Origin of the sequence: Streptomyces sp. NPDC029526, assembly GCF_040637405.1 — a bacterium.
Classification (GTDB): domain Bacteria; phylum Actinomycetota; class Actinomycetes; order Streptomycetales; family Streptomycetaceae; genus Streptomyces.
On the sequence record NZ_JBEZWE010000001.1, the window covers coordinates 318716 to 344843 of the forward strand.

Genomic DNA, 26128 nt, shown 5'->3' on the forward strand with positions numbered 1-26128 from the left:
GGGCGGGCGGGCGGTGCTGTGACAATCGGGGCCATGGAAAGCAGCAGCGCCGCGACGGGCGGCAGCGCCCGGCGCGAGGCCACCCGGCAGAGACTCTACGAGGCGGCCGTCACCCTCATCGCCGAACAGGGCTTCTCCGCCACCACCGTGGACGAGATCGCCGAGCGGGCGGGGGTGGCCAAGGGCACGGTGTACTACAACTTCGCCAGCAAGTCGGTCCTGTTCGAGGAACTGTTGCGGCACGGGGTGGGTCTCCTGACCGCCTCGCTGAGGGAGGCGGCCGAGCGCACGGCCGGGGCGGGCGGCTCCGCGGTCGACGCCCTGGACGCCATGGTCCGCGCGGGACTGGTCTTCATCGACCGCTACCCGGCCTTCACCCAGCTGTACGTGGCGGAGCTGTGGCGCACCAACCGGGCGTGGCAGTCCACGCTGATGGTGGTGCGCCAGCAGGCCGTCGCGGTCGTCGAGGGGGTGCTGCGGGAGGGCGTGGAACGCGGCGAGCTGAGCGAGGAGATCGACGTCCCGCTGACGGCGGCGGCACTGGTCGGGATGGTGCTGGTGGCCGCGCTGGACTGGAAGTCCTTCCAGGCCGAGCGCTCCCTGGACGACGTGCACGCCGCGCTGTCCCGGCTGCTCCAGGGCCGGGTGAGCGGCTGCCGGTGAGCGGCGCCGCCGACCCGGCGGCGGCCCGTGAACGAAGGCGCACGTGAACGAAGGCGCACGTGAACGAAGGCGCACGTGAACGAAGGCGCCGGTCCGGCGGTGGCCGCGTCCCCCGCGGGCCACCGCCGTTGACCGGCGCCTTCCCTGCTCCCCCGTGCGTCCCCCCGTCGGAGCCCCGTGCGGCGCTCCCCCGGGCTCCCCCGTGCCTCGCTCCCGCCGACGTCCGCCGGCGGAAGGAGCGGACCGGGGGCCGCCTCCGTTCCGGCGCCCCGTGTCGCCGGTGCCGGAGCCGCGCCCCCCTCTCCGTGACCCCCACTCTGCCGTCCACGGGGGTCCGGGCCCATCCGCGCGGGTACTCATCCGGGCGCCTGAGTACGGGTACTCACCGCTGGGCCACCGCGCCCGCACCCCCCGGGCCGGCCGCCGGGTGGCGGGTGGCCCGGAGTGCCGGTACTCGGGCCGGGCCCGGCCGGTGCCGCCGGATACAGTCCCTGCCATGGCACGGATTGCGGTGATCGGCGCCGGGATGGGCGCGATGGGGGCTGCCGCCCGGCTGGCCGTGGCGGGCCACCAGGTGACGGTGTACGAGCGGACGGAGACCTATGGCGGCGCGCTGCGCAGCCGGGAGCGGGACGGGTTCCGCTTCGACACCGGGCCCGGTCTGCTCCCGCTGCCCGCGGTGTACCGCGACCTGTTCCTGAAGACGGGCCGGGAGCCGTTGGAGGAGTGCGTCGAACTGGTGCAGGTCGACCCCTCGTCCCGGCACGTGTTCGCGGACGGCACGGTCGTCGCGCTGCCCAACGCCTCGCGCGCGGGCGTGGTCGCCGCTCTGGACGGCGCCCTCGGCCCGACCGCGAGCCGGCGCTGGGGCGACTTCCTGGTGCGGGCCCGGGAGGCGTGGGACCGGACCCGGCGCCCGCTGCTGGAGGAGCCCCTGTGGCCGAACTGGCAGGTACTGGCCGAGCGTGAGCCCTACCCGGCCGTGCCGCACCGCCGGCTGCTGCGCACCCGCACCGCGCGCACCCTCGCCGAGGTCGGCGCCTGGGAGCTGCGCGACCCCCGGCTGGTCGCCCTGCTGGAGAGCCATGTGCTCGCCCTCGGCCTGGACCCGCGGACCACCCCGGCCAACGCGGCGGTGCTGCCGTACATGGAGCACGCCTTCGGCATGTGGTACGTGCGGGGCGGGCTGCGGGAGCTGGCCCGCGCGGTGCACGAACGGTGCCGGGCGCGCGGGGTGGAGTTCCGCTTCGGCTCCGAGGTGGCCCGGGTGCGGGAGAAGGACGGCCGGGCCGCGGGCGTGGAGCTCGCCGACGGCAGCGCCGAGGACGCGGAGTTCGTGGTCGCCGGTACGGCCCCCGGCGTGCTGGACCGGCTGTGCGGGGACACCGCGGTGCGCGGGGACGGCGAGCCCCCGGCCCTGCGCACGGCGGCGAGCCGGCTCACGGTGCTGCTGGCCTTGCGCGGCGGGCGCCCGGAGGGCACCGCGCACCGCACGGTCGTGCACGCGGAGGACCGCGAGGCGGAGGCCGCGGCCCTGTTCGGGGACCGGCCCCGGCTGCCCGCCCGCCCGACGGTCACCGTGCTGCGGCCGGACGACCCCGCCCTCGTCCCGGACGCGGACCACGAGGCGGTCACGGTGTCCGCGGTCGTGCCGGTGCCGCCCGACGGGTGGCGCGGAGAGGACGCGCAGGACGTCGCCGCGGGGGCCGGGCGGCTGATCGAGGCCGCGGAGCGGGCCGTTCCCGGGCTCCGCGACCGCCTGCTGTGGCACGAGGTGCGCACTCCGGCCGACGTCGAGGCGGAGACAGGGGCGGAGGGCGGAGCGGTGCCGGTGCCCGCCCTGGCGGCGGCCGGCGGGCGGCTGCTGCACGCGCCCAACACCACGCGTCTGCCGGGCTTGTTCACGGTCGGCGGCTGGTCCCACCCGGGGGGCGGTCTGCCGCACGCCGGGATGTCGGGCGCCCTGGTCGCCGGGCTGATCGTGGAGGGCCCGGACTTCCGCGGATCGCAGTGACCGCCGGGCTCGGGGCTCCGGGTGCCCCGCCCGCACCGGGCGGCGCCGAGCCCGGGGTGCCACCTGGCCCGCGCCCGGGGGCGCCACGCGGCGGACCGGGCGCTCATGCGGGCCTGATCGCCTGATCACGGGAGGCCGTCACGCGGGGCCCGTCACGCGGTGGCCCTCATGCGGTGGCCGTCACGCGGGCCTCCGCTCGGTAACGATACTGCTCGTCTCAGTAACGATACTGCTCGTCGTAGCCGTTGCCCTGGCCGTTGCCGGGGACCTGCTGGTCGCCCTGGTAGGGGTAGGACTGCTCGGGCGGGAGATCGCCGCCGTAGGTGTCGTCGGTGCGCTGCTGCGGCACCCAGAGCCCGCCGGCCGGGGTCTCGCCGCCGTAGCCGGCCGCGTAGGCGTCCTGGCCGTAGCCCTGCTGGCCGTAGTTCTGGGCCTCGGTGTAGCCGGTGTCGTAGGAGGTCCCGCCGTAGCTCGCGTTGCCGATGTACGGGTCGGAGTAGGCGGCGTACTGCTGCTGCCCGGTGGTGTCGTAGCCCTGCTGCTGGCCGTAGCCCGAGTAGTCGTAGGAGTAGCCCTGGGCCGCGGTCGCGTACTGGTCCTGGTAGGGGTCCTGGGAGGAGTCCTGGTGGGGCACGGCGTACCCGCCGGTGTCGCCGTAGGTGCCGTAGGAGCCGGTGTCGTCGGGCATGGGCTGCGGCTCGTAGACCGTGGTGGTCTCGGCGGCCGAGGGGCGGGCGGGGGTGAACACGTCGTCGCGGCCGTAGTCGTCGTCCTGGCCGTAGGCGTCGTCATGACCGTAGGCATCGTCCCGGCGGCGGTCGGCGGACGCGTCGGGGTACGCCGGCTCGGAGGTCTCGGACGCCTCGGACGTCTCGTCGAGGTCGGAGACCTCCAGGGTCGGCTCCTCGCGGTCACCGCGGCGGCCCTTGACGGCGGCCAGCCCCGGCGCGTTGACCGCCCAGCCCTCCGCGAAGCCGCGGCGGAAGGACAGCGTGACGTAGGTCTGCCCGATCGCGAAGGCGGCGGCGCCCAGGCCGATGACGACCACCGACGGGATCAGCACACCGACGACCACGCCGAGGAACCCGCCGAAGGCGAGCAGCCGCCAGCGCAGTCGCGCCTTGTACTGCAGCAGCACCTCGCCGAGCAACCACAGCGCGACGATGCCGAACGCGATGTAGAGGACCGTCCAGCCCATGTACGCCCCTCTCCCAGTGGCCGCTACGCAGTGTGTCGTACACCGGTGCGGCCGGTCCAGGCCCGCGGTGCGTGGTGCAGGCCCAGGTTCTCGTAGATTTCCAGCGTCGCCGTGGAGTTGTTGAGCGTGATGAAGTGCAGTCCGGGCACTCCCTCGGCCAGAAGGCGCGCGCAGAACTCCGTGGCGTACTCGATGCCAATGGAGCGTACCGCCGCCGGATCGTCCTTGGCTGTGAGGATGCGCTCTTTCAGGGCCTCGGGGAACACGGCGTTGCTGAGCTTCGGCAACCGTTCCAGCATCTTCACGCTGGTCACCGGCATGACCTCGGGAATCACCGGGGTCTCACAGCCCGCGGCGTCGACTCGGTCACGCAGCCGCAGATAGGACTCCGGCTGGAAGAACATCTGCGTGATCGCGTAGTCGGCGCCGGCCCGGCACTTGTCGACGAAGTGCGCGACGTCGGTGTCCCAGTCGGCCGAGCGCGGGTGCATCTCCGGGAAGGCGGCGACGCCCACGCAGAAGTCGCCCGACTCCTTGATGAGCCGGACGAGTTCGGCGGCGTAGGTCAGGCCCTGCGGGTGCGGGATCCAGTCGCCCATCGGATCCCCGGGCGGGTCGCCGCGCACCGCGAGCATGTTGCGGATCCCGGCGTCGGCGTACTGGCCGATGATGTTGCGCAGCTCGGCGACGGAGTGGTCGACGGCGGTCAGGTGGGCGACGGGGGTGAGGGTGGTGTCGGCGACGATCTGCTCGGTCTCGTGCACGGTGCCCGCGCGGGTGGAGCCGCCGGCGCCGTAGGTCACGGACACGAAGTCGGGGGCGACGGCCTCGACGCGGCGCAGCGCGCTCCAGAGGTTCCGCTGGCCCTTGGGGGTTTTCGGCGCCGAGAACTCGAAGGAGTACGTGGTCTTGCCACCGGCGAGCATGTCACGCACGGTGCGTGCGCGGTCGGTCCTGGTGGATGCGGTTCCGAGGGCCATACCGGCAGGTTAGCCAGGGCCCGTCTCTCCCCCAACCGGATGGGGGAGATTTGCCGGAATTGCCGCCTTGCTGTCCGCCTTTTGGACACCCCTGAGACGAAACGGGGTCATTCCGCGCCCGGGACGGCACGCCGACCGGCGCCGTGCGCGCCGTGCGCGCCGCCTGCTTCGCACCCTTGCGCCCGCCTTGCCCGTCACGTCCGCTACATCCGTGGCATCCGCTGCATCCGGCGTGTCCGTCTCATCCGCCGTGTCCGTCTCATCCGCCGTGTCCGTCTCATCCGCCGTGTCCGTCTCATCGGCCGTGTGCGACCAGCGGTTCCCGCCGCCCCCGGTTGCGGCCGACGTCGACCCGGTGCGCCGCTCAGTCTCCGGCCGACGCCTGCCGGAGCCGCTTCGCGAACTCGGCCGCCGCCGCGCCCGGGTCGTCCGCCTCGGTGAGCGCGCGGACCACGACGACCCGGCGGGCCCCCGCGTCCAGGACCTCGTCGAGGTTGTCGAGGTCGATGCCGCCGATGGCGAACCAGGGGCGCTCCGCGCCGAGGCCGGCCGCGTAGCGGACCAGGTCGAGACCGGGGGCGTGGCGGCCCGGCTTGGTCGGGGTGGGCCAGCAGGGGCCGGTGCAGAAGTAGTCCACGCCCTGCTGGACGGCCGCCGCGGCGGCCTCGGACGGGGCGTGGGTGGAGCGGCCGATCAGGGTGTCCGGCCCGAGGATCGCGCGGGCGGCGGGCACCGGGAGGTCGCCCTGGCCGAGGTGGAGGACGTCGGCACCGGCGGCGTGGGCCACGTCGGCGCGGTCGTTCACCGCGAGCAGCTTGCCGTGCCGCGCGCACGCCTCGGCGAGGACGGCGAGGTGCTCCAGCTCCTCGGCCGCCTCCATCCCCTTGTCCCGCAGCTGCACGATGTCGACGCCACCCGCCAGGACGGCGTCCAGGAACTGCGGGAGGTCCCCCTGTCGCGTGCGGGCGTCGGTGCACAGGTACAGGCGGGCGTCGGCGAGACGCCTCCGGGCGGTGGCGGCGGCGGCCGGAGCGGAGTCGGCGGTGGCGTCGGGCATGTGGTGCTCCCCCCAGGGCCCGGGCGGCGGGCCTCGGTGTCTGCGGTATCAGCGGGTGTCGGGTGCGGCGGCGGTGCAGGGCGTGGCGGTGTGGTGGTGCGGCGGCGCCACCGTGGCGCCGCGCCCCGGCGCGTGCCGGCCCGGCCGCGCGGTGCCGCGGCCGTACGGGCCCGTCACCCGGCGCGTGGCGGGGGGCCGGTGCGGGGCAGAAGGCCGGTGCCGCAGGGGCCCGCCCGGCGCGGGGCCGGTGCCGGGTCCCGGCGGGCCGCTCCGGGCGGCTCGCCGGGCGCCGGCCGGGACGGCCCGGCCGGCGGACGGTGCGGGTGGGTCAGACGGCGAGCGCCTGGGCGCGGCGCTTCACCTCCGTGCCGCGGTTCTCGCTCAGCGCCTGCGCGGGCGTGCCCGGCAGGCTGGGGTCGGGGGTGAAGAGCCACTCCAGCATCTCTTCGACCGTGAAACCGTCGTCCCGCAGGAGCGTCAGGGTGCCGACGAGGCCCTTGACGACCTTGTCCCCGTCGATGAAGGCGGCGGGGACGTGCAGCGCGCGGTTCTCACCACGGCGGACGGCGATGAGCTGGCCCTCCTTGACCAGCTGCCGGACGCGCGTCACCTCGACGCCGAGCTTCTCGGCGATGTCGGGGAGGGTGAGCCAGGCGGGGACGAGAGCATCGATGTTTGCGTCAATCTCGGTCACGGTACAAGCGTGCCACCCGGCACCGACAGTCGGAAGCCGGGCCCGCCCACCTGGGCCGACGGGCGCGTCGCGCCCCGGCCCGCCCGCGCGCCCGCCCGGCGCGTGGAACCCCGCCGGGCACGGCCCCCGGCACGGGCACCGGCGCGCGCACCGGCAACCGGGCGCCGCCCCGCACGCCGCCCGGGCACCCCGCCCGCAGTACCCGCCCCACTGCCCCACCCGCAGCACGTGTCACACCGGCCGCACGTGCCACACCGGCCGCACCGGCTCCCGTCCAGCGGCCGTCCAACGTCCGTCACGTCACCGTCACACCCCGGCCGGACCGCCCCCGGCGCCCGCTCCCCCGCACCCGGATCCGCCCGCCCCCCGCGCGCCCTCCCGTCACCGCGTCGCCGACTTCAGCGGGCGCGCCGGGTCGGCCAGCAGGTCAGGGTCGACCGGGGTGCCCGCCTCGATCAGCCTGCGCCCCTGGGCGAGGTCGCGCGGGCGTCCCACCGCCAGCAGCGCGACCAGGCGCCCGTCCCGCAGCCAGCAGACGGTCCAGGCCGGGTCGGCGGGGTCGCCACGCCAGACGGTCCGGTCGGCGTCCGCGTGGTGTCCCGCATATTGGACGAAGCGTCCGAACTGCTCGGACCAGAAGTACGGCACCGGGTCGTAGACGGCGGGCTCCCCGCCGGTCGCCTCCCGGAGGATGTTCGCGGCCACCGTGCGCGGCCCCTGGAGGGCGTTGTCCCAGTGGTGCACCAGCAGGCGCCCGCCGTACCGCCCCGAGGGGAAGGACGCGCAGTCCCCGACGGCGTACACGGACGGCGCGGACGTCCGCAGGTGGCGGTCGGCGACGACCTCGCCGTGCTCTCCCAGTTCGACCCCCGTGCCGGTCAGCCAGCCGGTGGCCGGGCGGGCGCCGATGCCGACGACCACCGCGCCCGCGGGCAGCCGTGTGCCGTCGTCGAGCAGGACGGCCCCCGGCTCGGCGCCCCGCACCCGGGTGCGCGTCCGCAGCTCCACGCCGGCGTCGGCGTACCAGGCGGCCATCGGCGCGGCCACCTCGGCCGGAAGGGCGTCCGCGAGGGGCAGGCCGGCCGCCTCGACGACGGTGACCGCGCAGCCCGCCTCACGGGCGGCGGTGGCGAACTCGGCGCCGATCCAGCCCGCGCCGACCACCACCACGTCGTGCTTCTCGGCCAGCAGCGGCCGGAGCCGGGCGGCGTCGTCCAGGGTGCGCAGCAGATGGACGCCGGGCACGCCCTCGGTGCCGGGCAGCCGGACCGGTTCGGCCCCGGTGGCGACCACCAGGACGTCGTAGGGGACGGGCCCGGCCTCCGTGTCGAGCACCCGGTCGGCGGGGCGCAGGCCGAGGACCTCGCAGCCGAGCCGCAGTCCGATGTCCAGGTCCTCGAAGTCGACGTCGAAGGCGGAGTCCTCGGCCTTGCCGAGCAGCACCGCCTTGGACAACGGCGGCCGGTCGTACGGCTGGTGGGGTTCGGCGCCGATCAGGGTCACCGGGCCGGTGAAGCCCTGCTCGCGCAGGGCGACCGCGGTCTGCACCCCCGCCATGCCGGCGCCCGCCACCACCACCCGGCGCGCGTCGGACGGTGCGGATTCCTGCGTCTGCTCGCTCACCCGATCACCTTAGGCACCGGTCGGCGCGCGGGTCAGTCCGGTCGCGCCGTGAACCGCCGCACAGCGCGGACCGTGCGTCCGCCGGGCCCGCCGCACCGGCCCCCCTGCCGGTGTGCCGGCCCGGGGACTAGGGTGGCCGCCGTAAGCACTCGCGGGAGTCCGGACGCACCGGGCTGAGAGGGAGGCTGGCGGCCTCCGACCGTACGTACCTGATCCGGGTCATGCCGGCGAAGGGAGGGGCTGGACGCCCATGCCGCCCACACACACCCCGGGGACCGCACCGACCGCCTCGGGCACCCCACCGGCCTCCGACGTCCTCGTCGTCGGCGGCGGCATCATCGGCCTGGTGACTGCCTGGCGGGCCGCGCAGCGCGGGCTGACCACGACCGTGGTGGACCCCGAACCCGGCGGCGGCGCGGCCCGGGTGGCCGCCGGCATGCTGGCCGCCGTCACCGAACTCCACTACGGCGAGCAGACCCTGCTCGGGCTGAACCTCGCCTCGGCGGACCGCTACCCCGACTTCGCGGCCGAGCTCACCGAGGCCACCGGCCAGGACCTCGGCTACCGCAGGTGCGGCACCCTGGCGGTCGCCCTCGACGCCGACGACCGCGCGCACCTGCGGGAACTGCACGCCCTGCACGAGCGGTCGGGCCTGGACTCGCAGTGGCTGACCGGACGGGAGTGCCGGCGCCTGGAGCCGATGCTCGCACCCGGGGTGCGGGGCGGGCTGCGGGTGGACGGCGACCACGGCATCGACCCGCGGCTGCTGGCGGCGGCCCTGGTGACCGCGTGCGAGCGGGCCGGGGTGGTGCTGCACCGCGCGTGGGCGGAGCGGTTGACCGTGGTGCGGGACCGGGCGACGGGGGTGGTCACCGCCGACGGCACGGAGCTGACCGCCGGTCAGGTGGTGCTCGCGGCGGGCAGCCTCAGCGGCCGGCTCGCGGGGGTCCCGGAGGAGGTGCGGCCCCCCGTCCGGCCCGTCAAGGGCGAGGTGCTGCGGCTGACGGTGCCCGCGCGGCGCATGCCGTTCCTGAACCGGACGGTCCGCGCCGTGGTGCGCGGCAGCCACGTCTACCTGGTGCCGCGGGAGAGCGGTGAGCTGGTGATCGGGGCGACCAGCGAGGAGGTGGGCTGGGACACCACGGTCACCGCGGGCGGGGTGTACCAGTTGCTGCGCGACGCGCACGAACTGGTCCCCGGCATCACCGAGTTGCCGCTCACCGAGACACGGGCCGGGCTGCGCCCCGGCTCCCCCGACAACGCGCCGCTCCTCGGCCCGACCGGCCTGGCCGGCCTGCTGCTGGCCACCGGCCACCACCGCAACGGGGTGCTGCTCACGCCGATCACCGGCGACGTCCTCGCGCACGCCCTGACCACCGGTGAACTCCCCGAGGAAGCACGTCCGTTCACCCCCCGGCGGTTCGCCGCCGGCGCACTCCTGGAGCAGTCCGCATGAACCCTCCGCTCACCATCTCGGTCAACGGCGACCCCCTCGCGGTCGAGCCCGGTACGGTGCTCGACCACGTCGTGCGGTCGCTCACCGCGGCGCCCTCCGGGGTGGCCGCCGCCGTCAACGAGACCGTCGTCCCGCGCGCGCAGTGGCCGTCCACCCCCCTCGCGGAGGGGGACCGGGTGGAGGTCCTCACCGCGGTGCAGGGAGGCTGAGCATGGCCGACGACCCGTTCGTCCTGGGGGACCTCACCCTCACCTCCCGGCTGATCATGGGCACCGGAGGGGCTCCCAGCCTCGACGTGCTGGAGCGGGCCCTGACGGCCTCCGGCACCGAGCTGACGACCGTGGCGATGCGCCGGGTGGACCCCTCGGTGCACGGCTCGGTGCTGTCCGTCCTGGAGCGCCTCGGCATCCGGGTGCTGCCGAACACGGCCGGCTGCTTCACCGCGGGCGAGGCCGTGCTGACGGCGCGGCTCGCGCGGGAGGCGCTGGGCACCGACCTGGTCAAGCTGGAGGTCATCGCCGACGAGCGGACCCTGCTGCCGGACCCGGTCGAGCTGCTGGACGCGGCGGAGATCCTGGTCGACGACGGTTTCACGGTGCTGCCGTACACCAACGACGACCCCGTGCTGGCGCGGAAGCTGGAGGACGTCGGCTGTGCGGCGGTCATGCCGCTCGGCTCCCCCATCGGCTCCGGTCTGGGCATCCGCAACCCGCACAACTTCCAGCTCATCGTGGAGCAGGCGGGCGTGCCGGTGATCCTGGACGCGGGGGCGGGGACGGCCTCCGACGCGGCGCTGGCGATGGAGCTGGGGTGCGCGGGGGTGATGCTGGCCTCGGCCGTGACCCGCGCGCAGGAGCCGGTGCGGATGGCCGCCGCGATGCGGTACGCGGTCGACGCGGGGCGGCTGGCCCGGCTGGCGGGGCGCATCCCGCGGCGTCACTTCGCGGAGGCGTCCTCGCCCACGGAGGGCCGGGCCGCCCTGGACCCGGAGCGGCCCGCGTTCTGACCGGCGCGTTCCGACCGGCGCGTCCGGCACCGCCCCGCCCCGACGCGCCGCCGCCGTCACCGGCCCGCCCCGACGCACCGTCGCCGCCGCCGTCACCGGCCCGCCCCGACGCACCGTCGCCGCTGCCGTCACCGTCGTCGTATCCGTCGCATCCGCAGCCACAGCCGCAGCCGCATCCGCAGCCGGACGGGCGCCGTCCGGCCGGCCGGGTCCCGCCCGCCCGCGCCCCCTCTCGTGCGTTGCGTCACAGGTCGGCTGCAGTCCCGCCCCGATCGGGGGCCGACCGGGCGGGGGTGTCGGCGGCGGCTCGTAGACTCACCTGCGTGGACACGACCCTTCAGGACCCTCTGGTCGGGCAGGTGCTCGACGGCCGGTATCGCGTGGAGGCGCGGATCGCGGTCGGCGGTATGGCCACGGTCTACCGGGCCGTGGACACCCGGCTGGACCGCGTCCTCGCGCTCAAGGTGATGCACCCGGCCCTCGCCGCCGACGCCTCCTTCGTCGAGCGGTTCATCCGCGAGGCCAAGTCCGTCGCCCGGCTGGCCCACCCGAACGTGGTGCAGGTCTTCGACCAGGGCACCGACGGGGCCTACGTCTACCTGGCGATGGAGTACATCGCGGGCTGCACCCTGCGGGACGTGCTGCGCGAGCGCGGGGCGCTCCAGCCCCGGGCGGCGCTGGACATCCTGGAGCCGGTGCTGGCCGCGCTGGGCGCCGCGCACCGGGCCGGGTTCGTGCACCGGGACATGAAGCCGGAGAACGTGCTGATCGGGGACGACGGCCGGGTCAAGGTCGCCGACTTCGGGCTGGTCCGGGCGGTCGACACGGTCACCAACACCACCGGCACGGTGCTCGGCACGGTGTCCTACCTGGCCCCGGAGCAGATCGAGCACGGCACCGCCGATCCGCGCGTCGACGTCTACGCGTGCGGGATCCTGCTGTACGAGATGCTGACCGGCGAGAAGCCGCACGACGGGGACTCCCCCGCGACGATCCTCTACAAGCACCTGCACGAGGACGTGCCGCCGCCGTCGGCCACCGTCCCCGGCATGGCCTACGAGCTGGACGAGCTGGTCGCGTCGGCGACCGCCCGCACCCCCGGCGTCCGCCCGCACGACGCGGTGGCGCTGCTCGCGCGCACCCGCGAGGCGCGCGCCGCGCTCACCGGGGAGCAGCTGGACGCCGTGCCCCCGCAGGCCGTGTCGGCGGAGCACGACAACGCCGAGGACCGTACGAGTGTCATCCCGCGCGCGCTGACGATCCCGCGCCCGCTGCCGGTCGACGGTGACGACGGCGACGGGCGGGCCGAGGGCGGCGGGGCCGGCTCCGACCACCGCACCAGCCGGCTCCAGGCACCGCCTCCCCTTCCGCCGTCGCCCCGGCGCCTTCCGGCGCTGCGGCGCGGCCCGATGGCGGTCGTCGTCGCCGTGCTGCTGGTGCTGGGCGTCGGCACCGGCGTCTGGTACATCAACTCCGGCCAGTTCACCAAGGTCCCGCCGCTGCTGGGCAAGACCGAGCAGCAGGCCCGGGACCGGCTGAAGGACGCCGGGCTGGGCGTCGGCCAGGTGGAGGAGGAGTTCAGCGACACCGTGGAGCGGGGCACCGTGATCAGCACGGACCCGAGGACGGGCGCCCGTATCCGGGGCAACGACTCGGTGGCGCTGGTGCTGTCCAAGGGCCCGCAGACGGTCCGGCTGCCCGACCTGGACGGGTACCGGCTGGACGAGGCCCGGTCGCTGCTGAAGGACGAGGGGCTGGAGCCGGGCATGGTCACCCGGGAGTTCAGCGAGGACGTGCCGCGCGGCTCGGTGATCGCGACGAAGCCGGTCAAGGGCACCAAGGTCCGGGCGGGCTCGGCGGTGGCGCTCACGGTGAGCAAGGGCCGCCCGGTCGACGTGCCGGACGTGACCGGCGACGAGCTGGACGACGCGCGCGCGGAGCTGGAGGAGGCCGGTCTGGTGGTCGAGGTGGCCGCCGAGCGGGTCACCTCGGAGCACGACGCGGGCGAGGTCGCCCGGCAGTCCCCGGCCGGCGGCCGTGAGGTCGCCGAGGGCGACACGGTCACGCTGACGCTGTCCAAGGGCCCGGAGATGGTGGAGGTCCCCGACGTCGTGGGCGACAGCGTGGACGAGGCCAAGGAGAAGCTGACGGGCGCCGGGTTCGAGGTCAAGGAGGACCGCGGGCTGCTCGGTCTGTTCGGCGACACGGTGAAGGGCCAGTCGGTGGAGGGCGGCGACACGGCGCCCAAGGGCTCGACCATCACGATCCGCATCCGCTGACGCCGCCGGGCCGCCCGGGTACCGGGACGCCCCCGGCCGACGGCGCGCCCCGAGGGGGCACCGGTGGCGACGGCGGCGGTGCCGCACGGGCCCCCGGGCCGGGCCGGCTGCTCCGTCATGACACCCTGGAGGCGTGAAGACTCACCCGTCCGGCCGCCTCCGCAACCCGATCGGCGGCCATGTGCCGGTTGCCGGCGGCCTGCATTCCGTCGGTCTGTCCTACGCCCGTGACCTGGGCGCGGAGGCCGTGCAGGTGTTCGTGGCCAATCCGCGGGGCTGGGCCACCCCGGTCGGCAACCCGGCCCAGGACGAGGCCTTCCGGGCCGCCTGCGCCGATGCGTCGCTGCCGGCGTACGTGCACGCCCCGTACCTGATCAACTTCGGTTCCCACACCCCGGCGACGGTGGAGCGGTCCGTGGCGTCCCTGCGCCACTCGCTGCGGCGCGGCCGGGAGATCGGGGCGCTGGGCGTGGTGGTGCACACCGGCAGCGCGACCGGCGGCCGGGAGCGGCCGGTGGCGCTGGCGCAGGTGCGGGAGCACCTGCTGCCGGTGCTCGACGAGCTGACCCATGACGACGACCCGTTCCTGCTGCTGGAGTCGACGGCGGGGCAGGGGTCCTCGCTGTGTTCGCGGACCTGGGACTTCGGGCCGTACTTCGAGGCGCTGGACGCCCACCCGAAGCTGGGCGTGTGCCTGGACACCTGCCACGTCTTCGCGGCCGGCCACGACCTGACCGGCCCGGACGGCATGCACCGGACGCTGGACCTGCTGGTGGACACGGTCGGCCCGGGGCGGCTGAAGCTGGTGCACGCCAACGACTCCATGGACGTGGTGGGCGCGCACAAGGACCGGCACGCGAACATCGGCGCCGGGCACATCGGTGAGGACCCGTTTCGTGCGCTGATGACGCACCCGGCGACCGAGGGCGTGCCGCTGGTCATCGAGACGCCCGGCGGCAAGGAGGGGCACGCGGCGGACGTGGAGCGGCTGAAGAAGCTCCGGGACGGCTGACGCCCTCCGGGGACCGCCCGCCTCAGAGGTCGGGGCCCTCGCCCGGTTCCTCCTGGTAGGAGTAGCGCTGTTCCCGCCAGGGGTCGCCGATGTTGTGGTAGCCGCGCTCCTCCCAGAAGCCGCGGCGGTCGGCGGTCATGTACTCGACGCCGCGCACCCACTTCGGGCCCTTCCAGGCGTAGAGGTGGGGGACGATCAGCCGCAGCGGGAAGCCGTGCTCGGCGGTCAGCAGTTCGCCGTCCTTGTGCGTGGCGAACAGGCTGCGCTCGGAGGCGAAGTCCGCGAGCCGCAGGTTGGCGCTGTAGCCGTACTCGGCCCAGGCCATCACATGGGTGACGTCGGGGGCGGGCGGGGCGAGGTCCAGCACGGTGCGGGCGGGGATGCCGCCCCACTCGGCGCCGAGCATGCTGAACTTGGTGACGCAGTGCAGGTCGGCGACGACCGTGGTGTACGGCAGGGCCGTGAACTCGTCGTGGTTCCAGCAGTGCTTGTCGCCGTCGGCGGTGGCGCCGAACACCCGGAACTCCCAGCGTTCCGGCCGGAACTTGGGGACGGGCCCGTAGTGGGTGACCGGCCAGCCGCGCTGCAGGCGCTGTCCGGGCGGGAGGTCGAGCCGTTCGGCTCCGTGTGCTGTCCGCTCCCTCGGTTCATTTTCCGCCGGCTGACCCATGTGTCCATCCTGACAGACCGGGGCTGATGCACCCGACCCGGGCCACGCGGGAACGGACAATCGGCACGAAACGCGCTAAGCATGGCCTTACTTACTAAGTGCGGGCTTACTGGACGATCTTCCCGAAGCGGTGCCATCATGCGCCTCATCTGCCAGTCTCCGCGCGGAAGGAACCCCGTCATGCAGGGCGACCCCGAGGTCATCGAATTCCTGAACGAGCAGCTGACCGCCGAGCTGACCGCGATCAACCAGTACTTCCTGCACTCGAAGCTGCAGGACCACAAGGGCTGGACGAAGCTCGCCGAGTACACGCGCGCCGAGTCCTTCGACGAGATGCGCCACGCCGAGGTCCTCACCGACCGGATCCTGCTGCTCGACGGGCTGCCCAACTACCAGCGGCTGTTCCACGTCCGGGTCGGGCAGACGGTGACCGAGATGTTCCAGGCGGACCGGGAGATCGAGGTCGAGGCCATCGACCGGCTGCGGCGGGGCGTGGAGGTGATGCGCAGCAAGAACGACATCACGTCGGCGAACATCTTCGAGGCGATCCTCGCCGACGAGGAGCAGCACATCGACTACCTCGACACCCAGCTGGAGCTCATCGACAAGCTGGGCGAGGCGCTGTACCTGTCGACGGTGATCGAGCAGGTCCAGCCGGAGGCCCCGGGGCCCGGGCTGAAGTGAGGACGCTTCGCCCCCGGCCCGTGCCGGACGGTCCTACGCGGCGTCCGGGAGGTCCGTGGTGAGGGGCGGGCGGCCCTGGTCGGCGAGCTGCCTGCGGGGGCAGGCGCCCCGGCCGAGCAGTGCCTGGATGCGCCGGACGCAGCCACCGCAGTCGGTGCCCGCCTTGCAGGCCGAGGCGATCTGGCGGGGCGTGCAGGCACCCGCCTCCGCGTGGCTCCTCACTTGCTCCTCGGTCACGCCGAAGCAGCTGCAGACGAACACGCGGGTTCACCTCCCGACGAGAGAGTGCTGGGTCGTGCCATCGCCGACCCTGGATCGGTGAGGCAAACCTAACCTTACTTGTCCTCCGGAGGGTGCGACAGAGGGGTGGGGCCCGGATCGATGTGATCCGGGCCCCACCCCTTTCCCGTGGTCACCGCCACGGCACGGCCGGTCACCGGCCCCGTGCGGCGCCTACTGGTCGCGGTACATCTCGGCGACGAGGAACGCCAGGTCCAGCGACTGGCTGCGGTTGAGCCGGGGGTCGCAGGCCGTCTCGTAGCGCTGGTGCAGGTCGTCGACGAAGATCTCGTCGCCGCCGCCCACGCACTCGGTGACGTCGTCGCCGGTCAGCTCCACGTGGATGCCGCCCGGGTGCGTGCCGAGCTCCTTGTGGACCTCGAAGAAGCCCTTGACCTCGTCGAGCACGTCGTCGAAGCGGCGGGTCTTGTGACCGGAGGCCGCCTCGAAGGTGTTGCCGTGCATCGGGTCGGTCACCCAGGCGACGGTGGCGCCGGACGCCGTGACCTTCTCGACCAGCTCCGGGAGCCGGTCGCGGATCTTGTCCGCGCCCATCCGGACGATGAAGGTCAGCCGGCCGGGCTCCCGGTCGGGGTCGAGGCGCTCGATGTACTGCAGCGCCTCCTCGGCCGTGGTGGTCGGGCCCAGCTTGATGCCGATCGGGTTGCGGATCTTCGAGGCGAACTCGATGTGCGCGTGGTCCAGCTGCCGGGTGCGCTCGCCGATCCACACCATGTGGGCGGAGACGTCGTACAGGTGGCCGGTGCGCGAGTCGACGCGGGTGAGCGCCGACTCGTAGTCGAGCAGCAGCGCCTCGTGCGAGGAGAAGAACTCGACGGTCTTGAACTCCTCCGGCTCGGCGCCGCACGCCTGCATGAAGTTCAGCGCCTGGTCGATCTCGCGGGCCAGCTGCTCGTAGCGCTGGCCGGACGGGGAGGACTTCACGAAGTCCTGGTTCCAGGCGTGCACCTGCCTGAGGTCGGCGTAGCCGCCGGTGGTGAAGGCGCGCACCAGGTTCAGCGTCGAGGCGGAGGCGTGGTACATCCGCTTCAGGCGCTGGGGGTCCGGGATGCGGGCCGCCTCGGTGAAGTCGAAGCCGTTGACGGAGTCGCCGCGGTAGGTCGGCAGGGTGACCCCGTCGCGGGTCTCGGTCGGCTTGGAGCGCGGCTTGGAGTACTGGCCGGCGATACGGCCGACCTTCACCACGGGCACGGAGGCGGCGTAGGTGAGGACGGCGCCCATCTGGAGCAGCGTCTTCAGCTTGGCCCTGATGTGCTCGGCGGACACGGCGTCGAAGGACTCGGCGCAGTCGCCGCCCTGGAGCAGGAACGCCTCTCCGCGCGCGACGGCGGCCATCCGGGCACGCAGCTGGTCGCACTCGCCGGCGAACACCAGCGGCGGATACGTTTCGAGCTCGGCGATCACATCGCGCAGAGCCTGGGCATCCGGGTACTCGGGCTGCTGCGCCGCGGGCAGGTCTCGCCACGTCGCCTGAGCGGCGACACTTCGGGAATCAGCGTTCACGGTCACGCCTCAACATTACGGGGTGAAGCCGCCCGCTCCGGGCCATGCCCAGCAAGTGAGACGCACCGTACGCTCCGCGGACATGCGCTAAGGTGCTCGGCATGTTCGCGCACTCGCACCTCACCTGGTGGTGGACCGCTCCCCCGGCGGCCCACTGACTGCGCGTACGCACAGACTCCGCGAAGGCCGCCCGAGGGCGGCCTTCGGCGTTTCGCGGCGTCGGCCGGCCGGCCTCCCGTCACCGAGGGACCAGGACCGATGCATCCGACCGACCTTCTTGCCGACCTTCTTGCCGACCTCCTTGCCGACCCCCGCCCGTTCGCCCTGCTGCGCCGCCGCACCCCCGGCCACGACCACGGGGTGGTCGAGCTGCTGCGCGGCCCGGTGACCACGCGCGAGCGGCTGGCGGACCTGCCCGACGAGGGCCTGGCGCTCGTCCCGTTCCGGCAGATCCGCGAGCGCGGCTTCGACGTGCGCGACGACGGCACCCCGCTGCTGGTGCTGACCCCCGAGGAGCGCCACGAGATCCCGCTGGCCGATGCCCTCGCCGCCCTCCCGGCGCACGACGTCCGGGTGGCGGACGGCGGCTTCGACGTGGACGACGAGGAGTACGCCCGCGTCGTCGACCGGGTGCTGCGGGAGGAGATCGGGCGGGGCGAGGGCGCCAACTTCGTCATCCGGCGGACCTACGAGGGCCGCGTCCCCGGGTTCGGCCGGGCCGACGCCCTCGCCCTGTTCCGGCGGCTGCTGGAGGGCGAGCGGGGCGCGTACTGGACGTTCGTCGTGCACACCGGGGACGGGGAGGGGCCGGCGGGGGCCTCCCCGGGAGCGCGGGCGACGGGCGGGCGCACTCTGGTCGGGGCCAGCCCGGAGGTGCACGTGCGGGCGTCCGGCGGGACGGTGGTGATGAACCCGATCAGCGGAACGTACCGCTACCCGGCCGGCGGGCCGAGCGCGGAGCACCTGTTGGACTTCCTCGCCGACGGCAAGGAGATCGAGGAACTGTCGATGGTCGTCGACGAGGAACTGAAGATGATGTGCACCGTCGGCGACCGGGGCGGCGTCGTCGTCGGCCCCCGCCTGAAGGAGATGGCGCACCTCGCGCACACCGAGTACGAGCTGCGCGGCCGGTCCTCGCTGGACGTGCGGGAGGTGCTGCGGGAGACCCTGTTCGCGGCCACCGTCACCGGCTCGCCGGTGCAGAACGCCTGCCGGGTGATCGAACGGCACGAGGCCGGCGGGCGCGGCTACTACGCGGGCGCGCTGGCGCTGCTCGGCCGGGACGCGGGCGGCGCGCAGACCCTGGACTCGCCGATCCTCATCCGCACCGCCGACATCGACGCGTCCGGGCGGCTGCGGGTCCCGGTCGGCGCCACGCTGGTGCGCGGCTCCGACCCGGCGGGCGAGGTGGCCGAGACACACGCGAAGGCGGCCGGCGTGCTGGCCGCGCTGGGGGTGCGTCCGGGCCGTCCGCGCGAGGAGGGGGCGCGGCCCCGGCTCGCCGACGACCCCCGGGTGCGGGCCGCGCTGGACGGACGGCGTGCCTCGCTCGCGCCGTTCTGGCTGCGGATGCAGGAGCCGTCGGGCCCGCCGGCGGGCCACGCGCTGGTGGTGGACGCCGAGGACACGTTCACCGCGATGCTGGCGCACGTGCTGCGCTCGGGCGGCCTTCAGGTGACCGTGCGGCGCTTCGACGAGCCCGGTCTGCGGGAGGCGGCGCTGGCGCACGAGGGTCCGCTGGTGCTGGGGCCCGGCCCCGGTGACCCGTCCGACACCGCCGACCCGAAGATGCGCTTCCTGCGCGCCCTGACGGCCCAGGCCCTGCACGGCCACCGGCACGGGGTGCTCGGGGTGTGCCTGGGGCACGAGCTGATCGCCGCCGAGCTGGGACTGCCCATCGTCCGCAAGGAGGTGCCGTACCAGGGCGCGCAGACGGAGATCGACTTCTTCGGGCGGCCGGAGACCGTCGGCTTCTACAACAGCTTCGCCGCGCACTGCGACGACCCGACGGCGGCGGAACTGGCCGCGCACGGCATCGAGGTGAGCCGCACGGCCGGCGGCGAGGTGCACGCGCTGCGCGGGCCGGGCGGGGCGCCCGGCGGTGCCTTCGCCGGGGTGCAGTTCCACCCGGAGTCAGTGCTGACGCTGAACGGCGCGGCGCTGGTGGGCGAGCTGATGGCTCAGCTGCGCGGCACCAGCACGTTCTCCGACCGGCGGCCCGCGGTGTAGTCGAGGACGTTGTCCACCGTGGTCGCGATGATCTGGCCGACGGCCTCCCGGGTGTAGTACGCCTGGTGGGACGTGACCAGCACGTTGGGGAAGGTGACCAGGCGGGCCAGGGTGTCGTCCTCGATGGCCTCCAGGGACTTGTCGAGGAAGAACAGGCCCGCCTCCGCCTCGTACACGTCGAGGCCGACCCCGGTGAAGCGGCCCGCGCGCAGCTCGGTGACCAGCGCGGCGGTGTCCACCAGGCCGCCGCGGCTGGAGTTGATCAGGATGGCGTCGTCCTTCATCGACTTCAGCGCGGCGGCGTCGATCAGGTGCCGGGTCGCGGGCAGCAGCGGGACGTGCAGGCTGACCAGGTCGGACTCGGCCAGCAGACGCTCCTTGGGGACGTAGGTCAGGCCGAGTTCCCGGCAGGCGGGGTTCTCGGCGACGTCCCAGCCGAGCAGGCGCATCCCGAAGCCGTGGGCGATCCGGGCGAACGCCTCGCCGATCTTGCCGGTGCCCAGGATGCCGGCGGTGCGGCCGTGCAGGTCGCGGCCCATCAGCCCGTCGAGGCGGAAGTCGAAGTCGCGGGTCCGGGTGGAGGCGCGGACGATGCGGCGGTTGACCGCCATGGCGAGCGTCCAGGCGAACTCGGCGACCGAGTACGGGGAGTAGGACGACACGCGGGCGACGGTGAGCCCGAGCCGTTCGGCCACCTGGAGGTCGACGTTGTTGAAACCGGTGGAGCGCTGGGCGACCATCCGGGTGCCGCCCGCGGCGAGCTGCTCCAGGACGGCACCGCCGAGGTCGCAGTTGACGCTGGTGGAGATCACCTCGTGGCCGGAGGCGATGGGGGCGGTGTCCTCGTCGAGGAAGACGTGCAGTCCGCGGACCGCGTGATGCCCTTCGAAGGCCCGCTCGATCAGGGGACTCTCGTCGGCCTGCACGCCGAATGCCAGGATCTCCACGGGTTCCCTCCGGGGTCGTACCGTTCGCCGCCACGGCTGCCGTAGCGGCGAATATACGGGGCCGGGGGCGGGGACCGCGTGAGCCGGACGGCCGCGGGTCGGGCCCGGACGTCCCGACGGGACCGGGACGCGCGGCCCTGTCGGGGACCCGGGGACCCGGGGAGCCTGCCCGGGCCGGCCACCCGAGCGCGCCCCGCCCGCCGCGTCCTACGCGTCGTCCAGTCCGCGTTCGATGGCGTACCGGACGAGCTCGACGCGGTTGTGCAGCTGGAGTTTGCCGAGGGTGTTCTGCACGTGGTTCTGGACGGTGCGGTGGGAGATGACGAGGCGCTCGGCGATCTGCTTGTAGCTGAGGCCCTTGGCGACCAGGCGCAGCACCTCCGTCTCCCGCTCGGTCAGCCGGGGGGCCTTCGCCTCCTGGTCGTCGGGCGCGGGCGCCGGTTCGGCGGCGAGGCGGCGGTACTCGCCGAGGACGAGTCCGGCCAGGCCCGGGGTGAACACGGGGTCCCCGGCGGCGGTCCGGCGCACCGCCTCCTGCAGTTCCTGCGTGGACGCCGACTTCAGCAGGTAGCCGGTCGCACCCGACTTCACCGCCTCCAGCACGTCGGCGTGCTCGCCGCTCGCCGACAGCACCAGCACCCGCACGCCGGGGTGGGCGGCGACGACCTCCTTGCAGACCTGGACCCCGGGCTTGCCGGGCAGGTTCAGGTCGAGGACCAGCACGTCGGGGGTGGTGGCCCGGGCGCGGCGCACGGCCTGTTCGCCGTCGCCCGCCGTGGCGACCACCTCGAACCCGGACTCCGTCAGGTCGCGGGCGACGGCGTCGCGCCACATGGGGTGGTCGTCGACCACCATCACCCTCACGGGTCCCTGGTCCCGGCCGTCCGGCCGCTGTTCCGCCGTGTCCGTCATCGCTGCTCCGTCATCGCTGCTCCGCCTTCCCCCGGGGGGTCCCCGTCGGTGCCGGGCTCCCGGCCGTCCGGGAGCCCGTCGTGGTCGCTGTCGTCGTGGTCGCTGTCGTCGTGGTGCGCCGGGCCGCCCGCGCGGGTGCCGTCGTCCCCGGCGGGCCGGGGGAGCCGCAGCTCCACCTCCGTGCCCTGGCCAGGGACGGAGATCAGGTCCGCCCGGCCGCCGAGGTCGCGCAGCCGCCCCCGGATCGACAGGGCCACCCCGAGCCGGCCCTCGCCCTCGGCCTCGGCGAGCCGGCCCTCGGGGATGCCGGGACCGTCGTCGCGCACCGAGACGATCACCTCGTGCGGCTCGTCCTCCACCAGGATCCAGGCGCGCGCCCCGTCCCCGGCGTGCCGGCGGACGTTGTCCAGGGCGGCCCCGACGGCGGCGGCCAGCTCCCGGGCGGCGCCGGGCGGCAGCAGGACGGGGGCGCCGGGCTCGGCCAGGGCGGTCCGGGAACCGGCGAACGGGGCGAGCAGCGTGCGCAGGTCGACCGGCGCGCCGTCGTCCCGCCCGGCCCGCTCCGCGGCGGCCACGGCGGCGCCCGGGGCGGCGTCCCCCGGCGTGCGGCCGGCCGGGACCAGCCCTCCGGAGACGAGGGTGCGCAGGGCGACCTCCTGCTCCCCGGCCATCCGGCCCAGCTCGGCCGCCTCGCCGCCGATCACCGCGCCGCGTCGCTGCACCATCGCGAGCACCTGGAGGACGCTGTCGTGGATGTCCCGCGCGAGCCGCTCGCGTTCCCGGGTGGCGGCCTCGATCTCCAGGGCGCGGGCCAGGGTCCGCTCCGAGGCGCGGGCGACCTCGACCACGTAGCCGATGGCGATGGAGGCGACCCAGACGAGGATCACGTTGTGCACGGTGTCGCGGGCGGGACTGCCGCGCTCCACCAGGTTGGCCACGGCGACGAGGCTGGAGGCGAGGGCCGCCCAGCGCCAGCCGCCCTTGACCGCGAACGCGAGCACCGCTCCGGCCGTCCATATCGACGGCAGGGTGGGGCCGCCCGCGTGGACCCGCTCGGGCGCGTCGGCCAGCGGGGTGAGCAGGATGCCGGTGAGGGCGAGGGTGAGGTCGGCGGCGAGGAAGCGCTTGGTGCAGGCCGCCGCGTTGGCGACCTTGGGCAGCGTGGCGAGGGTCCAGCCGGCCAGCACCGCGAAGTAGCCGACGGCGAGCCACGGGCGGCGGAACTCCTCGTAGGCGGTGGCGAACAGGCCGACCGCGTAGAGCAGGGTGAGCACCCGGTAGCCGGCGAGCGCGCGCCACAGCGGCTGCTCGACCGACATCCTCATGACCTTCTCGCGCCCCGGCATCGTCCCCGTCCCCCCACGTGCCCCCGTGTCCGGCCCGCGCCCCCGCCGGCCGGAAACGCCTACTCGGTGCGGTCCCGGCCGGACGGCTCCGGCCGGTCCCGGCCCGCCTCTTCCATCGCCGTCCGCAACTTGGCCGCCTGCTCCTTCTCCGCGCGGGCGAGGGCGGCCCTGGCGGCCTTCTCGGCCTCCTTGTCGGCCTTGGCCGCCTCCGCGAGCTGCCGCTTCATGGCGGTGGCGTACATGTCGACGTACTCCTGGCCGGACAGCTTCATGATTTCGTACATGACCTCGTCGGTCACCGCCCTGAGCACGAACCGGTCGTGCTCCATGCCCTGGTAGCGGCGGAAGTCCAGCGGGCGCCCGATGCGGATGCCCGGCCGCATGAGCTTGGGCATCACCTTGCCGGGCGGCTGGATCTTCTCCGTGTCGATCATGGCGACCGGCAGCACGGGCGCGCCGGTGGCCAGCGCCACGCGCGCCAGGCCGCCCGGCTTGCCGCGGTAGAGGCGGCCGTCGGGCGAGCGGGTGCCCTCGGGGTAGATGCCGAACAGCTCACCGCGTTCGAGGACCTCTATGCCGCTCTTGATCGCCGCCTCGCCGGCGCCCCGGGTGCCGGAGCGGTCGACGGGGAGCTGGCCGACCCCTTTGAAGAAGGCGGCGGTGAGCCGCCCTTTCACGCCGGGCGTGGTGAAGTACTCGGCCTTGGCGATGAAGGTGACCTTGCGGTCCAGGACGGCCGGCAGGAAGAAGGAGTCCGAGAAGGACAGGTGGTTGCTGGCCAGGATCGCGGGACCCTCGGCGGGTACGTTCTCCAGGCCCTCCACCCAGGGCCTGAAGGCGAGCTTCAGCGGCCCCCCGATGGTGACCTTCATGGTGCCGTACAACAACCGCGTGCCTCCCGTGTGTGTGGCACGAACCTTATCCCGGCGGGCGGCCGATGGACCCGACGGCCCTGGTCGGTGTCAGTGCGGTCGCGTACGGTGAAGGTCCTGCGCGTCGTGCGGCCCCCGGCCCGGGCGCGCCGGCCCCGTCGTCCGTCGCCGCACCGCGCGTGTGCCCGTCCGTCTCACGAACAGGAGGCCGAAGGTGCCGCTCCTGACCGGAGCAGAGCCGTTCCGCCACGAGGGCGGCGGGACCGCTGTGCTGCTGTGCCACGGATTCACCGGTTCGCCCCAGTCGCTGCGCCCCTGGGCGGACCACCTCGCCGGACGGGGCCTGACCGTCTCGCTGCCCCTGCTGCCCGGACACGGCACGCGCTGGGAGGACCTGCGGGTCACCGGCTGGCAGGACTGGTACGCGGAGGTGGACCGCGAGCTGCGGCGGCTGCGCGAGCGCTCCGAGCGGGTGTTCGTGGCCGGGCTGTCGATGGGCGGCGCGCTGGCCCTGCGGCTGGCCGCGCGGCACGGGGACGCGGTGAGCGGCGTGCTGGTCGTCAATCCGGCGAACCGGATGCACGGGGTGGCGGCGCACGCCCTCCCGGTGCTGCGGCACCTCGTCCCGACGACGCGGGGCATCGCGAGCGACATCGCCCGGCCCGGCGTCACCGAACTGGGCTACGACCGGGTGCCGCTGCACGCCGCGCACTCCCTGCGGACCTTCCTGCGGACGGTGGACGGCGAACTGCCGCAGGTGACCCAGCCCCTGCTGCTGATGCGCAGCCCGCAGGACCACGTGGTGCCCCCGGCGGACTCGGCGCGGATCCTCGGTCGGGTGTCGTCCACCGACGTGACGGAGGTCCTGCTGGAACAGAGCTACCACGTGGCGACGTTGGACCACGACGCGGAGCGCGTCCTCGACGAGAGCACCGCGTTCATCGGGCGGCTCGCACCCGGCGCCGTCGACGAGGCCGGTCTCGGCAAGGAAGGAACGACCGCAGGTGGCTGAGCACGACGCGGGCCGCGAGGACCGTGAAGGTCACGAGGGCCGCGAGCCGCAGGAGAAGGGCATGGAGAAGGGCGCGGGCAAGGACGTGCCCTTCGACGAGGACGCCGCGTGGCGGGCGATCGTCGCCGGGTACGGCGACGAGCCGCCGGACCCGCCCGGCGCCAAGCCGTTCAAGTCGGTGGAGGACCTCGCGCTGCTGGAGAGCACGGCCAACGACCCGGCCGACTCCCGTGACGACGGGGTGCAGACGCAGGCCCCGGCACCGGCCAAGGCGGACGAGGAACCGGCCACGCCGCTGGGCGGCTCCGTCTCGTTCGCGCCGGGCGTCGGCCCCCGCGACTACACCGTGCGCGAGCCCTCCGACGACGACCTCGACGAGACCGACGAGGGCCACTTCGTCCCGCCCGAGCCGCCCCCGCTGCCGGAGACGGACCCGGCGGTGAAGCTGGCCTGGCTGGGCGTGCTCGGCGGCCCGCTGCTGCTCCTGCTGGCGGTGCTGCTCGACTGGTACATGTCGTGGTGGCTGACCACGCTCAGCATCGGCGGTTTCCTGGGCGGCTGCGCCACCCTGGTCATGCGCATGCGCACCGACGACGAGGACGACGACGATCCCGGCCGGGGCGCGGTGGTCTGACCGTGCGCGCCTACGCCACCGGGGCGGCCGGCACCCTCAGGGCGGCCAGTACGGGAAGGTGATCGGTGGCCGCCCTCAGGTCGGCCTCCGTCACCCCGGGATGGTCCAGCGGCACCCCGCAGCCCAACACCTCCACGCCCTCGGTCGCGAAGACCGCGTCGATGCGCCGGTGCGGCTCGTTCCTGGTCCAGGTGTGCTCGCCGCCCCAGGGCGCCGCCACCCGGCAGTCGGTGAGGGACTCCGCCAGCCGCCGGAAGGTCCGCCCGCCCGGCCGCTCGTTGACGTCACCCCCGGCGACCGCGTGCTCGGCCCCCATCCCGGCGAGCCGGTCCAGGAGCATGCCGCCCTGCTCGTAGCGCTCGTCGGCGTCCAGCGACAGGTGGCAGCTCAGCACCCCGAGCCGGGCCCCGCCGAACCGCACGACGGCGGTGGCGAACCCCCGCCGGTGCTGCCCGGGACGCAGCGGCAGCAACACGTCCTCCGTCCGCTCCACGGTCGCGCGCAGCGAGCACAGCAGCGCGGGGCCGGCCGCCGTGGCGCCCCCGGAGAGGATCACCAGTCCGGAGTCCGAGGCCAGCCGGGCCAGCTTCTTGCGCCACCGGAAGAACCGCGGCGCCTCCTGCACCAGGACCAGATCCGGAGCGCAGGCGGTGATCACCCGGGCCAGCGCCGCCGTGTCGTCGCGCAGCGAGCGGATGTTGTAGCTCAGCACCCGGATCACGGCCGAACCGTCCGGCTCGGTACGGGAGTCGGGCAGCGGCCCAGTCGTCACCATGCCGGTCAAGATACGCCGACCCGCACGATCCGACGGGCCGTACGGGCCGGGCACGCCCCGGAAGGACCCGCTCAGCGGGCGTCGGCCAGGTCCGCGAGGAAGTCCCGCCAGGCGGACGCGGAGACGGCGAAGCGGGGGCCGTTCCTCGTCTTGGAGTCCCGCACGTGCACGGAGCCGGGGGTGACGGCCACCTCCACACAGCTGTCGCCTTGGGACCCGCTGTGGCTGCTCTTGAACCAGACCGGCTCACCGTGACCCATCT

The 26128-nt window shown here is 74.5% G+C and carries 25 protein-coding genes and 1 riboswitch; of the genes, 11 read left to right on the forward strand and 14 right to left on the reverse strand.

What is annotated here, in order from left to right; genetic code table 11:
• The first annotated feature begins 33 nt into the window (after positions 1 to 33).
• Complete coding sequence (locus AB0F01_RS01430; protein ID WP_362089058.1) at positions 34 to 663, forward strand: TetR/AcrR family transcriptional regulator; 630 nt, start codon at positions 34 to 36, stop codon at positions 661 to 663.
• 496 nt (positions 664 to 1159) lie between these two features.
• Entirely contained in the window at positions 1160 to 2677 is a 1518-nt protein-coding gene (locus tag AB0F01_RS01435) for an NAD(P)/FAD-dependent oxidoreductase (RefSeq protein WP_362089059.1), read from the forward strand.
• A gap of 217 nt (positions 2678 to 2894) precedes the next feature.
• On the opposite strand, the gene AB0F01_RS01440 is transcribed toward AB0F01_RS01435, so the two are convergent.
• From AB0F01_RS01440 to AB0F01_RS01460, 5 genes are all read right to left on the reverse strand, one after another.
• Positions 2895 to 3875, reverse strand: coding sequence for a hypothetical protein (locus tag AB0F01_RS01440; RefSeq protein WP_362089060.1), 981 nt, complete (start codon positions 3873 to 3875; stop codon positions 2895 to 2897).
• Between the two features lie 23 nt (positions 3876 to 3898).
• Positions 3899 to 4855, reverse strand: a complete 957-nt coding sequence (metF, locus tag AB0F01_RS01445; protein WP_362089061.1) for a methylenetetrahydrofolate reductase [NAD(P)H] — start codon at positions 4853 to 4855, stop codon at positions 3899 to 3901.
• A 364-nt stretch (positions 4856 to 5219) separates the two neighbouring features.
• Entirely contained in the window at positions 5220 to 5912 is a 693-nt protein-coding gene (gene thiE / locus AB0F01_RS01450) for a thiamine phosphate synthase (RefSeq protein WP_362089062.1), read from the reverse strand.
• 328 nt (positions 5913 to 6240) lie between these two features.
• The gene (locus tag AB0F01_RS01455; RefSeq protein ID WP_164332751.1) at positions 6241 to 6606 is read right to left on the reverse strand and encodes an Rv2175c family DNA-binding protein; all 366 of its coding nucleotides are present in this window, start codon (positions 6604 to 6606) and stop codon (positions 6241 to 6243) included.
• A 381-nt stretch (positions 6607 to 6987) separates the two neighbouring features.
• Positions 6988 to 8229 carry an FAD-dependent oxidoreductase gene (locus AB0F01_RS01460; protein ID WP_362089063.1) on the reverse strand — a complete coding sequence of 414 codons (1242 nt, stop codon included), beginning with the start codon at positions 8227 to 8229 and terminating at the stop codon, positions 6988 to 6990.
• A gap of 141 nt (positions 8230 to 8370) precedes the next feature.
• Positions 8371 to 8482, forward strand: a riboswitch (TPP riboswitch).
• On the opposite strand from AB0F01_RS01460, the gene thiO reads away from it, so the two are divergent.
• The 5 genes from thiO to AB0F01_RS01485 all read left to right on the forward strand — a co-directional run bounded on the left by thiO (position 8480) and on the right by AB0F01_RS01485 (position 13982).
• Positions 8480 to 9685, forward strand: a complete 1206-nt coding sequence (gene thiO / locus AB0F01_RS01465) for a glycine oxidase ThiO (RefSeq protein WP_362089064.1) — start codon at positions 8480 to 8482, stop codon at positions 9683 to 9685. It overlaps the preceding riboswitch by 3 nt.
• Positions 9682 to 9894 (forward strand): sulfur carrier protein ThiS, encoded by a 213-nt coding sequence (gene thiS / locus AB0F01_RS01470; RefSeq protein ID WP_362089065.1) that lies wholly within the window; start codon positions 9682 to 9684, stop codon positions 9892 to 9894. Before thiO ends, thiS begins: the two co-directional genes overlap by 4 nt.
• A 2-nt stretch (positions 9895 to 9896) precedes the next feature.
• A complete protein-coding gene (locus AB0F01_RS01475) occupies positions 9897 to 10691 on the forward strand; it encodes a thiazole synthase (protein WP_362089066.1) in 795 nt (264 codons plus the stop codon).
• Positions 10692 to 11014: 323 nt separating this feature from the next.
• A complete protein-coding gene (gene pknB / locus AB0F01_RS01480) occupies positions 11015 to 12970 on the forward strand; it encodes a Stk1 family PASTA domain-containing Ser/Thr kinase (RefSeq protein ID WP_362089067.1) in 1956 nt (651 codons plus the stop codon).
• A 133-nt stretch (positions 12971 to 13103) separates the two neighbouring features.
• Entirely contained in the window at positions 13104 to 13982 is an 879-nt protein-coding gene (locus tag AB0F01_RS01485; protein ID WP_362089068.1) for a deoxyribonuclease IV, read from the forward strand.
• Between the two features lie 22 nt (positions 13983 to 14004).
• On the opposite strand, the gene AB0F01_RS01490 is transcribed toward AB0F01_RS01485, so the two are convergent.
• The gene (locus AB0F01_RS01490; protein ID WP_362089069.1) at positions 14005 to 14652 is read right to left on the reverse strand and encodes a sulfite oxidase-like oxidoreductase; all 648 of its coding nucleotides are present in this window, start codon (positions 14650 to 14652) and stop codon (positions 14005 to 14007) included.
• Between the two features lie 180 nt (positions 14653 to 14832).
• On the opposite strand from AB0F01_RS01490, the gene bfr reads away from it, so the two are divergent.
• Entirely contained in the window at positions 14833 to 15336 is a 504-nt protein-coding gene (gene bfr, locus AB0F01_RS01495; RefSeq protein ID WP_362089070.1) for a bacterioferritin, read from the forward strand.
• A 33-nt stretch (positions 15337 to 15369) separates the two neighbouring features.
• Here bfr and AB0F01_RS01500 read toward each other — a convergent pair whose 3' ends face one another.
• Both AB0F01_RS01500 and AB0F01_RS01505 read right to left on the reverse strand, forming a co-directional pair.
• Positions 15370 to 15597: a (2Fe-2S)-binding protein gene (locus AB0F01_RS01500; protein ID WP_362089071.1), complete on the reverse strand. Its 228-nt coding sequence runs from the start codon at positions 15595 to 15597 to the stop codon at positions 15370 to 15372.
• A gap of 192 nt (positions 15598 to 15789) precedes the next feature.
• Positions 15790 to 17145, reverse strand: a complete 1356-nt coding sequence (locus AB0F01_RS01505) for a class II 3-deoxy-7-phosphoheptulonate synthase (protein WP_362089072.1) — start codon at positions 17143 to 17145, stop codon at positions 15790 to 15792.
• 252 nt (positions 17146 to 17397) lie between these two features.
• On the opposite strand from AB0F01_RS01505, the gene AB0F01_RS01510 reads away from it, so the two are divergent.
• Positions 17398 to 19368: an anthranilate synthase family protein gene (locus AB0F01_RS01510; RefSeq protein ID WP_362089073.1), complete on the forward strand. Its 1971-nt coding sequence runs from the start codon at positions 17398 to 17400 to the stop codon at positions 19366 to 19368.
• Here the strand turns inward: AB0F01_RS01510 and AB0F01_RS01515 are convergent.
• From AB0F01_RS01515 to AB0F01_RS01530, 4 genes are all read right to left on the reverse strand, one after another.
• Positions 19320 to 20315, reverse strand: a complete 996-nt coding sequence (locus AB0F01_RS01515) for a 2-hydroxyacid dehydrogenase (protein ID WP_362089074.1) — start codon at positions 20313 to 20315, stop codon at positions 19320 to 19322. The two genes, AB0F01_RS01510 and AB0F01_RS01515, sit on opposite strands and share 49 nt — an antisense overlap.
• A gap of 207 nt (positions 20316 to 20522) precedes the next feature.
• On the reverse strand, positions 20523 to 21227 hold the full coding sequence (locus AB0F01_RS01520) for a response regulator transcription factor (RefSeq protein WP_362089075.1): 705 nt from the start codon (positions 21225 to 21227) through the stop codon (positions 20523 to 20525).
• Positions 21224 to 22573 (reverse strand): DUF5931 domain-containing protein, encoded by a 1350-nt coding sequence (locus tag AB0F01_RS01525; RefSeq protein ID WP_362089076.1) that lies wholly within the window; start codon positions 22571 to 22573, stop codon positions 21224 to 21226. The genes AB0F01_RS01520 and AB0F01_RS01525 overlap by 4 nt, the downstream gene beginning before the upstream one ends.
• 59 nt (positions 22574 to 22632) lie before the next feature.
• Complete coding sequence (locus tag AB0F01_RS01530; RefSeq protein ID WP_362089077.1) at positions 22633 to 23445, reverse strand: lysophospholipid acyltransferase family protein; 813 nt, start codon at positions 23443 to 23445, stop codon at positions 22633 to 22635.
• 214 nt (positions 23446 to 23659) lie between these two features.
• Between AB0F01_RS01530 and AB0F01_RS01535 the strand changes: the two genes are divergently transcribed.
• Together AB0F01_RS01535 and AB0F01_RS01540 are read left to right on the forward strand one after the other, a co-directional pair.
• Positions 23660 to 24457, forward strand: coding sequence for an alpha/beta fold hydrolase (locus tag AB0F01_RS01535; RefSeq protein WP_362089078.1), 798 nt, complete (start codon positions 23660 to 23662; stop codon positions 24455 to 24457).
• On the forward strand, positions 24450 to 25091 hold the full coding sequence (locus AB0F01_RS01540; RefSeq protein WP_362089079.1) for a hypothetical protein: 642 nt from the start codon (positions 24450 to 24452) through the stop codon (positions 25089 to 25091). Before AB0F01_RS01535 ends, AB0F01_RS01540 begins: the two co-directional genes overlap by 8 nt.
• A 10-nt stretch (positions 25092 to 25101) precedes the next feature.
• Here AB0F01_RS01540 and AB0F01_RS01545 read toward each other — a convergent pair whose 3' ends face one another.
• Together AB0F01_RS01545 and AB0F01_RS01550 are read right to left on the reverse strand one after the other, a co-directional pair.
• Positions 25102 to 25866: an endonuclease/exonuclease/phosphatase family protein gene (locus AB0F01_RS01545; RefSeq protein ID WP_362089080.1), complete on the reverse strand. Its 765-nt coding sequence runs from the start codon at positions 25864 to 25866 to the stop codon at positions 25102 to 25104.
• Between the two features lie 71 nt (positions 25867 to 25937).
• The gene (locus AB0F01_RS01550; RefSeq protein ID WP_362089081.1) at positions 25938 to 26126 is read right to left on the reverse strand and encodes a DUF397 domain-containing protein; all 189 of its coding nucleotides are present in this window, start codon (positions 26124 to 26126) and stop codon (positions 25938 to 25940) included.
• Between the last annotated feature and the right edge of the window lie 2 nt (positions 26127 to 26128).

What these genes read in the sequence shown, in the direction of transcription:
- AB0F01_RS01520 (WP_362089075.1), bottom strand. Translation starts at nt 21,227, where the DNA reads ATGACGGACACGGCGGAACAGCGGCCGGACGGCCGGGACCAGGGACCC.
- thiS (WP_362089065.1), top strand. Translation starts at nt 9,682, where the DNA reads ATGAACCCTCCGCTCACCATCTCGGTCAACGGCGACCCCCTCGCGGTC.
- AB0F01_RS01550 (WP_362089081.1), bottom strand. Translation starts at nt 26,126, where the DNA reads ATGGGTCACGGTGAGCCGGTCTGGTTCAAGAGCAGCCACAGCGGGTCC.
- AB0F01_RS01490 (WP_362089069.1), bottom strand. Translation starts at nt 14,652, where the DNA reads ATGGGTCAGCCGGCGGAAAATGAACCGAGGGAGCGGACAGCACACGGA.
- bfr (WP_362089070.1), top strand. Translation starts at nt 14,833, where the DNA reads ATGCAGGGCGACCCCGAGGTCATCGAATTCCTGAACGAGCAGCTGACC.
- AB0F01_RS01435 (WP_362089059.1), top strand. Translation starts at nt 1,160, where the DNA reads ATGGCACGGATTGCGGTGATCGGCGCCGGGATGGGCGCGATGGGGGCT.
- thiE (WP_362089062.1), bottom strand. Translation starts at nt 5,912, where the DNA reads ATGCCCGACGCCACCGCCGACTCCGCTCCGGCCGCCGCCGCCACCGCC.
- AB0F01_RS01530 (WP_362089077.1), bottom strand. Translation starts at nt 23,445, where the DNA reads ATGAAGGTCACCATCGGGGGGCCGCTGAAGCTCGCCTTCAGGCCCTGG.
- AB0F01_RS01475 (WP_362089066.1), top strand. Translation starts at nt 9,897, where the DNA reads ATGGCCGACGACCCGTTCGTCCTGGGGGACCTCACCCTCACCTCCCGG.
- AB0F01_RS01510 (WP_362089073.1), top strand. Translation starts at nt 17,398, where the DNA reads ATGCATCCGACCGACCTTCTTGCCGACCTTCTTGCCGACCTCCTTGCC.
- AB0F01_RS01525 (WP_362089076.1), bottom strand. Translation starts at nt 22,573, where the DNA reads ATGCCGGGGCGCGAGAAGGTCATGAGGATGTCGGTCGAGCAGCCGCTG.
- metF (WP_362089061.1), bottom strand. Translation starts at nt 4,855, where the DNA reads ATGGCCCTCGGAACCGCATCCACCAGGACCGACCGCGCACGCACCGTG.
- AB0F01_RS01440 (WP_362089060.1), bottom strand. Translation starts at nt 3,875, where the DNA reads ATGGGCTGGACGGTCCTCTACATCGCGTTCGGCATCGTCGCGCTGTGG.
- AB0F01_RS01430 (WP_362089058.1), top strand. Translation starts at nt 34, where the DNA reads ATGGAAAGCAGCAGCGCCGCGACGGGCGGCAGCGCCCGGCGCGAGGCC.
- AB0F01_RS01545 (WP_362089080.1), bottom strand. Translation starts at nt 25,866, where the DNA reads ATGGTGACGACTGGGCCGCTGCCCGACTCCCGTACCGAGCCGGACGGT.
- thiO (WP_362089064.1), top strand. Translation starts at nt 8,480, where the DNA reads ATGCCGCCCACACACACCCCGGGGACCGCACCGACCGCCTCGGGCACC.